The organism is Aestuariirhabdus litorea (assembly GCF_003864255.1).
GTDB lineage: Bacteria > Pseudomonadota > Gammaproteobacteria > Pseudomonadales > Aestuariirhabdaceae > Aestuariirhabdus > Aestuariirhabdus litorea.
Genome location: NZ_QWEZ01000002.1, coordinates 218462 through 232914 on the forward strand (window position 1 = coordinate 218462; position 14453 = coordinate 232914).

The 14453-nt window shown below is 58.6% G+C and carries 14 protein-coding genes; 6 read left to right on the forward strand and 8 right to left on the reverse strand.

Features of this window, described 5'->3' with window-relative positions:
- The first annotated feature begins 318 nt into the window (after positions 1 to 318).
- The 5 genes from D0544_RS11025 (at position 319) to D0544_RS11045 (ending at position 5203) form a co-directional block, all read left to right on the forward strand.
- The gene (locus tag D0544_RS11025) at positions 319 to 1611 is read left to right on the forward strand and encodes a serine hydrolase domain-containing protein (protein ID WP_164880910.1); all 1293 of its coding nucleotides are present in this window, start codon (positions 319 to 321) and stop codon (positions 1609 to 1611) included.
- A gap of 303 nt (positions 1612 to 1914) precedes the next feature.
- Entirely contained in the window at positions 1915 to 2598 is a 684-nt protein-coding gene (locus tag D0544_RS11030; RefSeq protein WP_125016118.1) for a Crp/Fnr family transcriptional regulator, read from the forward strand.
- 460 nt (positions 2599 to 3058) lie between these two features.
- Positions 3059 to 3838, forward strand: coding sequence for an enoyl-CoA hydratase-related protein (locus D0544_RS11035; protein ID WP_125016119.1), 780 nt, complete (start codon positions 3059 to 3061; stop codon positions 3836 to 3838).
- A gap of 26 nt (positions 3839 to 3864) precedes the next feature.
- Entirely contained in the window at positions 3865 to 4620 is a 756-nt protein-coding gene (locus D0544_RS11040) for an enoyl-CoA hydratase/isomerase family protein (RefSeq protein WP_125016120.1), read from the forward strand.
- Positions 4621 to 4804: 184 nt separating this feature from the next.
- On the forward strand, positions 4805 to 5203 hold the full coding sequence (locus tag D0544_RS11045) for a thioesterase family protein (RefSeq protein WP_125016121.1): 399 nt from the start codon (positions 4805 to 4807) through the stop codon (positions 5201 to 5203).
- Here D0544_RS11045 and D0544_RS11050 read toward each other — a convergent pair.
- The 5 genes from D0544_RS11050 to D0544_RS11070 all read right to left on the reverse strand — a co-directional run bounded on the left by D0544_RS11050 (position 5200) and on the right by D0544_RS11070 (position 11614).
- Positions 5200 to 6366, reverse strand: a complete 1167-nt coding sequence (locus tag D0544_RS11050; RefSeq protein ID WP_125016122.1) for an alpha-hydroxy acid oxidase — start codon at positions 6364 to 6366, stop codon at positions 5200 to 5202. The genes D0544_RS11045 and D0544_RS11050 overlap by 4 nt on opposite strands.
- A gap of 134 nt (positions 6367 to 6500) precedes the next feature.
- Positions 6501 to 7874, reverse strand: coding sequence for a GntP family permease (locus tag D0544_RS11055; RefSeq protein WP_125016123.1), 1374 nt, complete (start codon positions 7872 to 7874; stop codon positions 6501 to 6503).
- A gap of 138 nt (positions 7875 to 8012) precedes the next feature.
- Entirely contained in the window at positions 8013 to 9221 is a 1209-nt protein-coding gene (locus D0544_RS11060; protein ID WP_125016124.1) for a CaiB/BaiF CoA transferase family protein, read from the reverse strand.
- A 317-nt stretch (positions 9222 to 9538) separates the two neighbouring features.
- The gene (locus D0544_RS11065; RefSeq protein ID WP_164880911.1) at positions 9539 to 10603 is read right to left on the reverse strand and encodes an AraC family transcriptional regulator; all 1065 of its coding nucleotides are present in this window, start codon (positions 10601 to 10603) and stop codon (positions 9539 to 9541) included.
- 180 nt (positions 10604 to 10783) lie between these two features.
- Positions 10784 to 11614: an ion transporter gene (locus D0544_RS11070; protein WP_125016127.1), complete on the reverse strand. Its 831-nt coding sequence runs from the start codon at positions 11612 to 11614 to the stop codon at positions 10784 to 10786.
- 108 nt (positions 11615 to 11722) lie between these two features.
- On the opposite strand from D0544_RS11070, the gene gpt reads away from it, so the two are divergent.
- The gene (gene gpt, locus D0544_RS11075; RefSeq protein ID WP_125016128.1) at positions 11723 to 12202 is read left to right on the forward strand and encodes a xanthine phosphoribosyltransferase; all 480 of its coding nucleotides are present in this window, start codon (positions 11723 to 11725) and stop codon (positions 12200 to 12202) included.
- A gap of 27 nt (positions 12203 to 12229) precedes the next feature.
- Here the strand turns inward: gpt and hisF are convergent, their stop codons facing one another.
- The 3 genes from hisF to hisH are packed head-to-tail and all read right to left on the reverse strand — an operon-like array spanning position 12230 to position 14452.
- Complete coding sequence (gene hisF / locus D0544_RS11080) at positions 12230 to 13003, reverse strand: imidazole glycerol phosphate synthase subunit HisF (protein WP_125016130.1); 774 nt, start codon at positions 13001 to 13003, stop codon at positions 12230 to 12232.
- A gap of 29 nt (positions 13004 to 13032) precedes the next feature.
- Positions 13033 to 13764: a 1-(5-phosphoribosyl)-5-[(5-phosphoribosylamino)methylideneamino]imidazole-4-carboxamide isomerase gene (gene hisA, locus D0544_RS11085; RefSeq protein WP_125016132.1), complete on the reverse strand. Its 732-nt coding sequence runs from the start codon at positions 13762 to 13764 to the stop codon at positions 13033 to 13035.
- Positions 13765 to 13810: 46 nt separating this feature from the next.
- Positions 13811 to 14452, reverse strand: coding sequence for an imidazole glycerol phosphate synthase subunit HisH (hisH, locus tag D0544_RS11090; RefSeq protein ID WP_125016134.1), 642 nt, complete (start codon positions 14450 to 14452; stop codon positions 13811 to 13813).
- Position 14453 lies beyond the last annotated feature (1 nt).

Consider the following 14453-nt stretch of genomic DNA (forward strand, 5'->3'; position numbering starts at 1 on the left):
CGGCGCCTACGGGGGTCTGTCAACGAGATTACATTTGCTGTTCCGCCGCCATACCCCAGCAGGCGCCGAGATGCGTTCGCTCCACACCCCTGGCGGTTAGTTGCTGCCACAAAACCCTTGTAACACAAGGGTTTATCGACAGAAGCACAAAGCAGCGCCCTCTATTTTTCGCCCCGTGCAAGCCCTCAATACGCCCAAAGCACTGTCTCTTCATAACAAGCAAAAGCCCTGTAAGAGGGTCGATACTAAGGCGCTGACTACCCAGTTCCGCTTCATCGAAATCTACAGAGAAGAATGAACACGACTATGAAAACAACAATGCGATTTAAGTTGGTCAACACCCTGTCCCTGTTCTTTATTACGGCGGCCCCTTTGGCCACCGCCGCGGTGGATGTTACGAAGACACGTGACGGTTATACCCTGGAGCAGAGCCAAACCTATTCCAGTGCAACGGGTTACAAGGAGCTACTGGGAGGCGACAGTGTCACCTCCTGGTGGGCTGAGAATATCTCTCGCACTATGCTGACCGCGGTTCTTCCTAACCGCCTTCCTGCCAGCACCTTTGAAACCGACCTCGACGAGTGGCCCCTGAAGCTGGAGGCAGTCACTGCCGATACCCACCTCGGCGAGATAACCCTGTCCGAAGCGATTAACGATCCACGCGCTGCGGTCAAAGCGATGATCATTCTGCACAAGGGTAAAGTGGTATTTGAAACCTATCCCGGTTTGCATCCGGCCAATAGCCACTTGTGGGCCTCCGTGGCCAAGCCCACCGCCGCACTGCTTATCGAGCAGCTGATCGATGAGGGCAAACTGAACGATAGCGATCGGGTCGATACCTACCTGCCCGATTTCGCGGGGACGGCACTGGGCGAGACCACGGTGCAGCAACTGCTGGACATGGTTCCCGGTAGCGACACCCACGACAGCCCCTCGACCCGCCGGGACCCAGACTCCGTGGCCACCCGCTATTATCGCGCCGAGTTCGATGAAGCCTATAAGGACGGCAAAGTCGAAACCGTACGTGAAATACTGCAGGGGGCCGGTCGTACCGGCCCTGCCGGTGAACGGTTCGAGTACAGCTCCGGCATTACCCAGATGCTGGTTTTCATAGCCGAGGCGGTCACCAACCAAAGCTGGTCCGATGCGTTTGACGAGCGGGTTTGGTCCCACGTTCGTGCCGATGGCGCCCTGCAAGTGCACCTTGCACCCGACGGCATGGCAATGGCTCACGGTATTGTCTCCTCTCGCCTGCGCGACCTGGCTCGCTACGGCTTGCTCTACACGCCCTACTGGTCTCAGGTGGCCGACAAGCAGGTGGTGTCCGACGCCGCGATGGCGCGCATTGTCAACGCAGAGCACAACCGTGAGGCCTACGCGAAGGGGGACGGGCAGCGTTTTACCCCTCTGCTCGGTGAAGCACCGGTTGCCAACTCTCGTCAGTGGGATGCTATTTATGCCGATGGCGGTATGTTTAAAGGCGGCCTATTCGGCCAGGGGCTTTACGTATCACCCGAAGAGGGGATCGTGATTGCCTACTACTCCACCGCTCCCGCATCCCCCCTGCACCGGTTCGTAAGGCCGCTATCGAAAGCACTTACCCAGGAGTGATAGAAGCCGCTGGCCCCGCGCCCGGCTCACAACACAAAAAGACACCGGCACGCTACGAATGGGTTATTGATGAGCACAATCGTAGCGTCATCCGGTAACTGGCCACGGCCTTGTCGGGCTGTCCGCTTCTGGTTTGAGGCGCGAGGGCATCACGGAAGAGGAGCATCTGCAAAAAGGGAGGTATCGCCTGAGTCATAGGGCAGGGCAGAGCCGACATCGCGCTCAGGGCTAGCACAACAAGCCAGTAACCGGAGGCCGTTCATCGTAAACCTCCAACACGTAATCTAGAGGGCTAGCAATCCCATGACAAACAGCGCCAACTGGATGTTACTACTGCCTGAAGAGGTGAGAACGGAGCTCTCGCGACACATGACGCTACGCAACTATCAGGACGGTCAATACATATACCGCGCGGGCGAAAGCAGCCATTCCCTCTACCAGATTAAAGAGGGAGGGGTAAGGTTACGGGTCCTTTCCGAGAGCGGCAAAGAGGTTACCTACATCATATACAGCCCCGGTGACTGTTTCGGTTTTTTATCGGCTATTGATAGTGAGCCACGACCTCAAGACACCATCGCCGTTGGCGAGGTCACGGTTGCCAGTCTGTCCGTCAGTGAATTCGAACGACTTAGGAACCTGTACCCGGCTATCGACCGGGCGCTGCTGCGGCACACCTCCTGGCGTATCCGCGAACTGTTCAAGATGTATGAGTTTGGAAACCTTTGCGATCTGCGCAGGCGACTGGCGTTGCAAATTGGCTTTCTACTCGACTTCGGTGGCAAGTCAGACAGTGGCGACTCAGTCCAGGAAATTAAACTGACCCAGGACACCCTTGCCTCCTCTGTGTGCGCAACGCGCCAGGCCATCAGCAAGGTGCTCAAGAGCTGGTCGGATAAAGGCATTATTGAGTACCGTTATGGCCGCCTGAGGGTACTGGATCGCGGTCAGTTGGCCAAAATCTCCGAGCAAAGCAGCCCGGAGCACTAAACGGCCCGGTTCTCCCCCTATAGCCGGTAGAGTGCGCCCCTAAAGCGGGTGGCTGCCCTGGTGACGGTGGACGGGAGCCAAGCGTAAGCCCCCTCTCTCCAGGCCGATACCCAGCCCGGAGCCAGTCACGTTTTGCGCTTTTTATGGCCGTCGGGCTCTACCTGTTCATCCGGGCTTTTCGAACCTAGGCCTGTCTCCCCTGCGCGCCAAAGGTAAACCTGCAACGGGCGCTCCGGGCCGCAGAATCACTCCGCGCGCCTGTCCAATCAGCTCAAGTTAAATACTCGATTAGGGGTAATAATGACACCAATCCCCTGTCGAGCATGGCCTCTGGGCGATCAAGACAACAACCGGCGACTCCTAACAGCATCACTGTATCGCAGCCCCGTAAGCCGCACATGCCTGAGAGGCCTGAGGTTTAAAGGCCAGAGCAAAAACAACCAAACAGAGTGGTTTAGCCATGTCCGAATATCAGTTTATCCTGTCGGAACGGATCAATAATGTCGGCGTCATCACCCTCAACCGTCCCGAGCAGCTTAACGCCATCAATGAGCTCGTCACCCAGGAGCTGGTTGATGCCTTGAGTGCCTTTGACCGCGATGATCGTATCGGCGCTATTGTGTTGACCGGCAACCGCCAGTGTTTCGCTGCCGGTGCCGATCTCAAGCACATTGCCCAGCTCGAATTTGCCGACGCCTACCGCTCCGATTTCGCCGCCCCCATCGACCAGGTGGCAGCCATTCGTAAGCCCATTATCGCAGCGGTATCCGGTATCGCTTTCGGGGCAGGCACCGAAATCGCGCTGATGTGCGACATCATCCTGGCTTCGCAAAGCGCCCGGTTTGGGCTTCCGGAAGTCACCCTGGGGGTGATTCCCGGCGCCGGTGGCACCCAGCGCCTGTCTGACCGTATCGGGAAAGCCAAAGCGATGTATTACATCCTGACCGGGCGCCCCTTTAACGCCAGCGAGGCCGAGCAAATGGGACTGATCTCGCAGATCATGCCTGACGATACCCTGCTGGATGAGGCGATTAAGCTGGCGACAACCATTGCCAACAATCCTCGCCTGGCGGTGCTGGCCGGCAAGGAGACCGTCAACCAGGTGGCCGAGATAACGCTGGCTCAAGGGCTACAACTCGAGCGGCGGTTGTTCCATGGACTTTTTGGGACTGCCGACCAGAAGGAGGGTATGGCCGCCTTTGGCGAAAAGCGTAAGCCTAACTACACCACCTACGAATAACCCCACCGCTGAATAGGGAAACTGCGATGCAAAAAGTGATCGTTGAAAAAAAAGACGGTGTGGTCCACGTTCGGCTCAATCGCCCGGAAGTGATGAATGCCTGCGATGGCGACACCTATAACGCCATCGCCGATGCATGGGATGAGCTTGAAAACGATCCCTCCTTACGGGTAGGAATCCTCAGCGGCGAGGGTCGCGCATTTTGTGTCGGTACCGATATCAAGTGGGTCAAATCCCCGGCCGCAGAGGGTTTTCAGGACCGCCTCTATCCACGCATGCTGAGCCTCACCAAGCCGGTAGTCGCGGCAATCCATGGCCACTGCAACGGGGGTGGCCTGGAGCAGGCATTGGGGGCTGACATTCGCGTCTCCAGCGATGACGCCCATTATGGTTTTGGTGAAGCTCGCCTTGGCTGGATTCCTGGCGGCCATGGGACCCAAAGACTGCCACGCCTTATCCCCTTGGGTAACGCACTTGAGCTGCTCTACACCGCCAACCGTATCGACGCCCGCGAAGCTCACCGTCTGGGCCTCGTCAACCATGTGGTACCGGCGGACCAGCTGATCTCCCGATGTGAGCAGATCGCTGAAGATATCATCAAGAGTGCCCCGCTGGCCGTGCAGAAGATGAAGGTCGCTGTGATGCAGGGACTTGATATGCCAATGGCCCAAGGGGTCAGACTGGAACAGGAGTGCTTCAAGTGGCTGATGCAGACCGAGGACGCCAAAGAGGGCGCGTTGGCGTTCGCTGAAAAGCGCGCGCCAAACTGGCAGGCTAAATAGTTTTAGCTCTCTCGCCAGGGGCGCATGGGCAGAACCCCCATAAGGATCACCCGCCGCCCGCAACATGATCACGCTCCAGCACATTGGCAAGGCCGGTTTTGCGGCATAACCGACCTGCCAAGGGGACGAGCGTCCCCGCCATTAGGCTGCGGGCACAACCGGCCACAACCAGAAGGAGAAACCAATGAAAGAGACCCTAACCCTGGGCTGTACCAAGACCCTGCGCGTGATCATCGATGATGCCCGCACGATCGACTTTATGGGCGAAGAGATGCGGGTCTACGCCACCCCTGAGCTGGTCCGGGATATTGAGATGACCTGTCGCGAGATACTGGTGGAACACTCCGATGCCGGCGAAGACTCGGTCGGCACCCGGGTGGTGGTGGACCATATGGGCGCCACGCTCAAGAGTATGTGGGTCGACATTACCGCTACCGTTACAGCCGTTGAGGGGCCCCTGGTACACTTTGAGGTGACGGCCAACGACGCCCTTGAACAGATCGCCAGGGGAAGCCACCGTCGCTTTTCCGTTCCCGTCAGCAAGCTGGAACAGAAACTGAAGGCCAAACTCGCCTGCCTTTAACGGCGCTCAACGCGTTCAATCACCTCCGGGCTGAGCTGGCCAACCTGGTTTATCCCCATCAGCGCCATTCCGATACTGGTCTCGTGCTGGAAACGGGTCAGCAGGTTCGCCAGCCCCTCCTCGCCGCCACCGGCCAGGGCCCACACCCAGGGACGACCGATCAGCACACCCCGGGCCCCCAGGGCAACGGCCTTGAGCAGGTCCAGACCGTTGCGCACACCGCCATCGAGGTAGACTTCGGCCCGCTCCCCGACCGCTGCGGCTATAGCCGGCAACCTGGAAATGGTGGACGCAACACTGTCGAGCTGTCGGCCCCCGTGATTGGAGACCACCACCCCATCGGCGCCGACATCGATCGCCGCCACGGCATCGTCGGTCTCGAGCACCCCCTTGATCAGCAGTTTACCTGGCCATAGGGAGCGCAACCAGGCGATCTCCTCCCAGGTCACCGAGGGGTCATACTGGGACTCGATAAAGGCTTTGCAGGCATCCAGCTCATTGAGGTCAGGCCTTAGGTCCGCCAGGTTGCCAATACTCAATGGTTTCCCCTTGATGGCAACATTGAGCAGCCAGTGGGGGCTGCTGAGTATTTGTGCTGCTTTCGAGATCTTCCCAACCCGGCCACCCGCCGCTACTCCGTTTCGAAAAACCCGTGTACGGAAGCCGGTCAGCGGCGCATCCACAGCGAACACCAGGGTCGTGCAGCCGGCCCGCTGGGCCCGCTCCAACAGCGCTTGCATCAAGTCGCGATCTTTCAACATATAGAGCTGGAACCACGCGGGTCGCCCGCTGGCCAATGCCACCTCCTCGGTCGAGCTGATGCCGAAGGCTGATAGCGTAAAGGGGATATCGACCGATCTCGCCGCCATCGCGGCCTGTACCTCTCCACGGCGCGCAAACAGCCCGGCCATACCGATGGGCGCCAACGCCAGCGGCATACTGGAGGGCTGGCCCGCCAGGGTGGTGCGGGTATCGACCTGGCTGACATCCTTCATGACCCGCTGGACCAGCTGGTAACCGTCGAAGTCAGTTGCATTGCGGGCCAATGTGGCTTCGTTGTTGGCGCCACAGTCGATAAAGTCAAACAGGAAGCGGGGCAGGCGACGTCGCGCCCGGCGCCGATAATCATCCACGGTGACCGGGTTAAAATTCACTATCTCCATCTTCAACTCCTGCCAAAATAGGAAAGCCGATTTACGAGTGGATGGCCCCGGGAGTAGTTGGGCCAGGGCCCTCACGCCTTATCAACGCAGGGACCTGGCGCAGCCGCTGCCCCTTCCTATCCGAGTATGCCAACTTATCCGATCACGCCGATGACCCCGATCATCGCCAATGTGACCGCGACCGGTATCACCACCGTAATCACCCCGACATCCCGGTATGCCTCTTTATGGTTCAACCCCGTAACGCTCAACATGGCGATAATGGCTCCACAATGGGGTAGTGAATCGAACCCCCCGGAGGCCATGGTGGCGATACGGTGCAAGGTTTGCGGCTCAACCCCCATTTCCAGATAGGCCGGCGCCATGGTTTGCATAAATATTTGAAGCCCTCCGGTCGCAGATCCGGTAATAGCGGACACCAGGCTGATGGAGGTAAAGGCGGAGATCAAAGGGGGAAGTCCTGATTCGAGCATCATGGACGAGAACTGGGCAAACCCCGAGGTATGCACTACGATCCCGCCAAAACCCACCACCGCCGCCGTATTGATCAGCGGCATGATGGAGTCCTGGGTACCGTCACCCAGCACCTTCATAGCCTTGCCTCGAATATGTTCAAACAACGCAACCGCCAGCAGGGTACCGACCGTGAGCGCAATGCTGGGCCAGAGAATCGGTTGGCTCAGGGCAAATTTCAACACCCCGTAGAGCAGCGAGTCATGGGCAAGGGTTTCAATGTCCATGGAAAGGCTGATCAGGCGCGGAAGGATGATGACCAGCATGACGAAGATCAGCGGCAGGCAGGCTAGCTTCCAACTCGGGTAGTCACTGGCGTCGACCGTCGAAATCTGGTCGGTCGCAGCGGGCACAAAGCGTTCACCATTCCTGGCCGCCGCCAGCCGCTGGCGCTCCAGGTACCAGAGGCCAATCAGCAACATCAACAGCCCGGACACAAGCCCGATCCAAAAGCCGGCAAAGAGATCCGTTCCCAGTGACGAGGCCGAGATAACATTATGGATGGAGGGGGTACCGGGCAGGGCCGTCATGGTGAAGGTACCCGCACCCAGCGCCAGGGCAGCACAAAACAGGCGTTTGGGAATGTCCGCCTCCTGCAGCAGTTTCAACCCCAGCGGATACATGGCAAAGATCACCACAAACGTCACCACTCCGCCGTAGGTCAATGCTGCGCAGGCCAGCGTGGTGATGACCAACGCCCGGTGGGCACCCATCACGCGGATTAATGACAGGGCAATGCTGGACGCTGCGTGGCTTTCGCCCATTACGCGTCCGAATACAGCACCGGCAGCAAACAACAAAAAGAACTTCCCGGCAAAGGTGAAGGCACCGAGCGGGCCAAAGGCGTAGTACTCGTTCAGGCTATCCGCCAGGGATAACCCGCTGGTCAGGATGACCAGAAGTGAACAGAGCAACGAGGCCAATATAATATTCACGCCCCGCAGGGCTAGCCAGATCAGCAGCACAACGCTGCCAAGTAATCCGATGGATTCCATCGTGAGGTACTCTCCGCTTACGATTGTAGTTATTGTGCCGTGCGAATAACGGCGTAAAGCTAGGACAACAGGGTGTTCACTCAATAAGGGGACTGCAGCCAAAACGCTGCAACCCTCAATGGAAACAGCAGGCGCCCGCTACTTGGCGATATGCACAGCTCCCTCTTCAGCCAGACGCTGGATCTGCGCTTCGGAATACCCTACGGCTTTCATTTCCGTCACCGTATCACCTCCAATCTCGGATACTTTACGGGGTTTCACCTTCTCGAAGCCTTCGATTTGAATCGGGCTGTCGATGGTACGGTGCCCTGGGGTTCCCTCAATTTCGGGGAAGCATCCATTGGCCATCATATGCTCGTCGGTTGCACACTCCGCCGGGGTTTGGATAACGCCATGGTTAACGCCATTGCTCTTGAAGCGCTTTTCAACGTCCGCCAGCTCCAGGCTACTGAACACCTGCTGGATCTCATCCCACAATACCCGCACGTTCTTGGCACGCATCTCAGCCGTCGAAAAGCGTTCATCAGCGCTCAGGTGGGTGGCGCCCAGCGCTTCCCATACGCCCGCCGCATTGTTTGGGTTGAGTTCATTGACCAGCACGTAGCGGTCGTCACGGGTTTTATAAATGGCGCCCATGACGGCCTGGGGCCACTCATCACGGTGGTACTTCTCCATGGGCGGAGCACCAACCAGGGCTGCCTGCACCATAGATCCGTTAGACCACAGGCCATTGTTCATAAGCGATGTGCTGACCTTGCAGCCTTCGCCGGTGCGCTCTCGATGAAAGAGCCCTGTCATGATGGCGCCGAACAGCGCAGTTGCGGAAGCGGAATCGCCCAGGCCGATGGGTTGCATGGTGGGCGAACCACCCTTGGGACGAGCCTGTTCTGCGATACCACAGCGGGCCCAGGATGCGGTCACATCGAAGCCCGGCAGGTCCTTATCCGGGCCCTTGAGGCCAAAGCCATTGACCCAGCCGAAAATAATCCTTGGGTTGATCTTGCGGATATCCTCGTAGGTGTGTGCACAGTCCTGCTGCACCTTGAGAGGGGAGTTGGTCAGCAACACGTCCGCGCTTTCCACCAGCTTATGCAGAATTTCCTGGGCGCTCGGGTGTTTAAGGTTGAGAGACACCGACTTCTTGGTGCGATTACGGAAGTAGGTGGTGTAGGGGATTTTGCTCGGAGGCATGCCGGCGATCAGGTGCCCATATCGCCAGGGATCGCCAGTGGGCACCTCCACCTTAATAACTTCGGCACCAAAATCCGCCAGGATCACCCCCGCAGAGGGTCCTGCGGCCATGGTGGCAACCTCGATAACCTTAATGCCTTCCAGAATAGTCTTCATGCCTCATTCCTCTCCATTCAATACAGAATGTTCAGCCTCTTGTTGTTATGGCAATGCTCGCAAACAAAACCGCGACCGCCCGCACGCCTGCAGGAGCGGCTGTACCTTCTTACGATAACGATCTGACGCGCTATTATTACGCTACCCCTTTGAGAGCTACTTGTTTTAAGCGGACAAACCCTAGAGCAAAATCGACGTTTGAGAGAGGTTTTTAGCGCCAGCCTGCAGGAGCCGGAGACCCGGACAGTGACTGGGCTGGGCCGTTGGGAGGGGAAAACGCGTTAGGGGGATGAGGTTAAAGGGCCTGGAGAAGTCCCTCAGGGCAGCGAATGAGTCGCGCTGTGAGCATCGGTGGCACCTTGCCTTAGCCGCCGCCTCCAAACAGCAGGAGAGACCTTATGGCGGCTTTTGAAAGCGTGGGAAAAGCTACTCAGCTCGCTGAATTTCAATATTTCTGAAATGGTAGTCAGCGGTATTTCCGAATCCTTCAGGTAGCGCTCCGCCATATCCAGCCGCACCTCCGCCTTCAACTCACGAAAGGTCACCCCCTCGTTTTTCAGTTTCCTCTGCAAGGCTTTGGGGTGCATGGAAAGCAGCCCGGCTATCCCCGTCTGGGAGCAGTCCTCAGTGTGGATTGCCTTCTGTATCAGCAGCTTCATCTTTGAGCAGAAATCCTGCTTACGCTCGTCCTGACTTTCCAGTTGCTGCAACTGCCTGGTCAACTGATCATAAATGCCTCGATTATGATCCGTAATTTTCCTTTCCAGAAAAGCCGCAGGGAAAACGATCTGATTTAATGCCTGATTGAACTCAACTTTGACGCCAAAGAACTTGTTGTACGCCTTCGCATTGGCCGGGGCGGTGTGTATAAAGCTTACCTCTGAAGGCAACCAGTCAGCGCCACACAGCACTTTCAGTACGCCGAACATGGCACAGGTACTGTGCACGGCATACTGGAAGGAGGATACCTGGCCGGCTACCCGCGCCTCCCGAACCTCGCGGATGATTTGGGCGTAGCTGCCCTCGACCACCAACTGCCACGACAGACCCTGACTGTGAAAGTGGAGGTGCTCCGACCCTACTTTCAGTGCCTCCCCCACATCTGAGCAGTGCGCCATCAGCGGCCATAAAAGACCAATCTGGGATCGTTTCCACTGCCCCCCCAGAATCAGTCCCAGCTCCTCCTGCCCCGACTCTTTGGCGGCGGTATCCATCAATTCACAGACCCTGTCGTAGGGCACCATATAGTCGGAGTTCGCCATCAGCAACGGTGTCAACCCCACTCGACGATAGAGCGGCCGCGGGTCGGTACCCAGCTGCCGCAGCAGGTCATCAAGCCCCGCCACCGTGTCACTGCGCACTAGATAGATATCGTTTGCCATAAACCCTTGTGACCACCTGCCGCTTGTTGTCCGGCCTGTTTCTGCCACCATTATCACTGTCCACTCACAGCAAGTACAGTATGGGTTCGATAGCCCCTGGATACCAGTGGAGAGAGTTCACGCACTACCCGGTGCGCCTCAGCAGACCGAGCGATCTCGATACCCGGGCTGATATGGGAGTCAGGGTGAAGGTTGCCTGTTTTTAAGCAGCTCGTTTTGCTGCTCCACCAACCGCTTCAACTCCTCGACCTGCATCGACAGGGTCTCTATCGATGGCCGCCCGCCCGCCAGTGCCTCCTCATCGCGCTCCTTCTGGTGCTCCTCTTCCAGTACATTGACCACTATCCCGATCACCATATTGAGGAACGCGAACGCGGTGAGGAAGATAAAACTCAGGTAGTAGAGCCAGCTGATCGGGTAGACCTCCATGGTTTCGTACATGACATCGGTCCAGTCCTCGAAGGTCATCACCCGGAACAGGGTGAGCATGGCCACACTGATGTCCTCCCACAGGAAGGGATTGATGCTGGAGAAGAGAGTGGCGCCAATGGCAGCATAGATATAGAAGATGATAAACATCAGCAGAATCACATAACCCAGCTTGGGCAGCGCTTGCAGCAGCGAGTTCAACAACAGGCGCAGCTCGGGAATGATCGATACCATCCGGAGCACCCTGAACACCCTGATCAGGCGTCCCACCAGCGCCATATCACTGTTGTCGACCGGTACCAGGCTCACCACCACGATCAGGGTGTCGAAAATATTCCAGGGCTGTTTGAAAAAGTCCCGCTTGCGCTCCTCCCCAAAAAACCGGATCAGGATCTCGATCAGGAAGATGGCGGTAATCCCGTGATCCATCCACCAGATCAGCTCCAGCAGGGCGGGATCTATATTGTAGGTTTTGGCCCCCACCACCAGTGCCGAAAAGATGATGACGCCGACCACAAAGAGTTCAAAAGCCTTATTGCTGCGAATGCGCAGAAAGGTTTGTTGCAACGACTGATTGTTCATAGGTTCCAAGGCATTCTGGTCAGGTGGGAGCGCTCTCACACGCTAACGAAAAGGGTGCAAGTCATGGTAAATTGGCGCGCAACAGATTACCGCAGATCGAGGTAAAAGGTGAGCACCGAATACAGCAAAAATTTCCCGGTTTCCTGGGAGGAGTTACATCGTGATGGCCGTGCCCTGGCCTGGAAATTACTGGATATGGGCCCGTGGAAAGGGCTGATCGCCATCACCCGGGGCGGCATGGTGCCGGCGGCTATCGTTGCCCGGGAGCTCAACATCCGCCTCATCGACACCATCTGCATCAGTAGCTACGAAGGCGAACGACGGGGCGAACTGCATCTGCTCAAGGGGGTCGAGGGGGATGGCGAAGGGTGGTTGCTCATCGACGACCTGGTCGATACCGGCAGCACCGCCAGGATGGTGCGCGAACTGCTACCCAAGGCGCACTTTGCCACCCTCTATGCCAAGCCCGCCGGCAAACCTCTGGTGGACAGTTTTATCACCGAAGTGAGCCAGGACACCTGGATCCGCTTCCCCTGGGATATGGAGCTGCAGGTGGCTACCCCCCTGGTGGAGCGGCGCAAGTCCTGACCCCTTTACTCCCGGCGAGGTGCGCGGTTAAAGGCGCATCTCGATGCCGCGGGCGGCCATATAGGCCTTGGCCTCGGGAACGCTGTACTCGCCGAAGTGAAAAATGCTGGCTGCCAGCACCGCATCGGCGCCCCCTTTGAGGACCCCATCCACCAGGTGGTCCAGGTTACCCACGCCACCGGAAGCGATCACCGGAATGTTGATGCGATCGCTGATCGCCCGGGTTACCCCCAGATCGTAGCCCTGCTTGACCCCATCCTGGTCCATGCTGGTGAGCAGAATCTCACCGGCGCCCAGAGCCTCCATTTTGGCCGCCCACTCCACCGCGTCCAGGCCGGTAGGCTTGCGACCGCCGTGGGTGAAGATCTCCCAGCGTCCGGGCTCGCCGGGACGGCTCACCTGTTTGGCGTCGATCGCCACCACAATGCACTGGGAACCGAAGCGGGCCGCCGCCTCCCCCACGAATTCGGGGTTGAAGACCGCTGCGGTGTTGATGCTGACCTTGTCGGCACCGGCGTTGAGCATGGTGCGAATATCCTCGATCTTGCGGATGCCGCCACCCACGGTGAGGGGGATAAAGACCTCGCTGGCCATCCGCTCGACGGTGTGGACCGTGGTGTCGCGCCCCTCGTGACTGGCGGTGATGTCGAGGAAGGTGATCTCGTCGGCGCCCTCCTCGTCATAGCGCTTGGCCACCTCCACCGGGTCACCGGCATCGCGGATATCGACAAATTGAACCCCTTTTACCACGCGCCCGTTTTCGACATCGAGGCAGGGGATAATGCGTTTGGCCAGACCCATGATACGGCTCCCTAGATTTGCCTGATCGATTAGCCCTGGTCGCAGAAGCGCTGCGCTTCCGCCACGTCCAGGGTGCCCTCATAGATCGCACGCCCGGTAATGGCCCCGAGGATGCCCTGGTCGGCTACCGCCTTGAGGGCACGGATATCGTCCATGTTGGTGATGCCACCGGAGGCGATGATCGGGATCTTCACGCTCTGCGCCAGCTTCAGGGTGGCCTCCACATTGACCCCCTGCATCATGCCGTCACGGGCAATATCGGTATAGACGATCGACTCCACCCCGTCCGACTCGAAGCGACGCGCCAGCTCAACCACCGGCTGGTCAGAGACCTCGGCCCAGCCGTCGGTGGCGACAAACCCCTCCTTGGCGTCGAGGCCAACGATGACCTTACCGGGGAAGGCGCGGCAGGCCTCACCCACAAACTCGGGTTCCTTCACCGCCTTGGTACCGATGATGACGTAGGAGACACCGGCGCGAATGTAGGATTCGATGGTCTCCAGGGAGCGGATTCCACCGCCGATCTGCACCGGCAGGCCGGGGTAGGCGGCCACGATCTCACGCACCACCTCGCCGTTGACCGGCTCGCCGGCAAAGGCACCGTTAAGGTCCACCAGGTGCAGGCGGCGACAGCCCGCATCCACCCAGCGCCTAGCCGCATCGGCGGGGCGGTCGGTGAACACGGTTGCGTCCTCCATCAGCCCCTGGCGCAGGCGCACGCAGGCACCATCCTTAAGATCTATGGCGGGAATAATCAGCATGGTTCGGTTCCTGAAATAGTCGCAAAAAAGGGGTCACCGGCCAGCCTCAGGGGCGCCAGTTGACGAAATTCTCAAGCAGCTTCAGCCCCACGGCGGCACTTTTCTCGGGGTGGAACTGGGTGGCGAACAGGTGCCCATCGGCCACCATCACATCGCAATCGACGCCGTAGTGGCAGTTACCCACCACCGACTCGCGCTGTTGGGCACGGACGTAATAGCTGTGCACGAAGTAGAAGCGGGCAAGGTTGTCGATACCGGCACAGAGCGGGTGCTCGCGTAGCTGCTCCACCTGGTTCCAGCCCATATGGGGAACCTTGAGGCGCTCGCCGTTGGCTTCCGCCAGTTCGCGGCCAAAAAACTTCACCTCTCCGGGCAGCAGGCCGATGCAGTCAACACCGCCGTTCTCCTCGCTGCGCTCAAACAGCGCCTGCATGCCAACGCAGATCGCCAGCACCGGCTTGTGACGCACCACCTCGCGCACGATCTCATCCACCCCCAGGCGGCGAATCTCGGCCATGCAGTCGCGGATGGCACCGACCCCGGGAAACAGCACCCGATCGGCGGCCAGAATGGTGTCGGCGTCTGGGGTCACCACCACCCGGGTATTGGCATCACTCACGTGCTCCAGCGCCTTGGAAGCAGAGTGCAGGTTGCCCATGCCATAGTCGATTACTGCGATTGTTTTCATC

What these genes read in the sequence shown, in the direction of transcription:
- hisF (WP_125016130.1), bottom strand. Translation starts at nt 13,003, where the DNA reads ATGGGTCTGGCCAAACGCATTATCCCCTGCCTCGATGTCGAAAACGGG.
- hisA (WP_125016132.1), bottom strand. Translation starts at nt 13,764, where the DNA reads ATGCTGATTATTCCCGCCATAGATCTTAAGGATGGTGCCTGCGTGCGC.
- hisH (WP_125016134.1), bottom strand. Translation starts at nt 14,452, where the DNA reads ATGAAAACAATCGCAGTAATCGACTATGGCATGGGCAACCTGCACTCT.
- D0544_RS11040 (WP_125016120.1), top strand. Translation starts at nt 3,865, where the DNA reads ATGCAAAAAGTGATCGTTGAAAAAAAAGACGGTGTGGTCCACGTTCGG.
- D0544_RS11025 (WP_164880910.1), top strand. Translation starts at nt 319, where the DNA reads ATGCGATTTAAGTTGGTCAACACCCTGTCCCTGTTCTTTATTACGGCG.
- D0544_RS11055 (WP_125016123.1), bottom strand. Translation starts at nt 7,874, where the DNA reads ATGGAATCCATCGGATTACTTGGCAGCGTTGTGCTGCTGATCTGGCTA.
- D0544_RS11065 (WP_164880911.1), bottom strand. Translation starts at nt 10,603, where the DNA reads ATGGCAAACGATATCTATCTAGTGCGCAGTGACACGGTGGCGGGGCTT.
- D0544_RS11035 (WP_125016119.1), top strand. Translation starts at nt 3,059, where the DNA reads ATGTCCGAATATCAGTTTATCCTGTCGGAACGGATCAATAATGTCGGC.
- D0544_RS11050 (WP_125016122.1), bottom strand. Translation starts at nt 6,366, where the DNA reads ATGGAGATAGTGAATTTTAACCCGGTCACCGTGGATGATTATCGGCGC.
- D0544_RS11060 (WP_125016124.1), bottom strand. Translation starts at nt 9,221, where the DNA reads ATGAAGACTATTCTGGAAGGCATTAAGGTTATCGAGGTTGCCACCATG.
- D0544_RS11070 (WP_125016127.1), bottom strand. Translation starts at nt 11,614, where the DNA reads ATGAACAATCAGTCGTTGCAACAAACCTTTCTGCGCATTCGCAGCAAT.
- D0544_RS11030 (WP_125016118.1), top strand. Translation starts at nt 1,915, where the DNA reads ATGACAAACAGCGCCAACTGGATGTTACTACTGCCTGAAGAGGTGAGA.
- D0544_RS11045 (WP_125016121.1), top strand. Translation starts at nt 4,805, where the DNA reads ATGAAAGAGACCCTAACCCTGGGCTGTACCAAGACCCTGCGCGTGATC.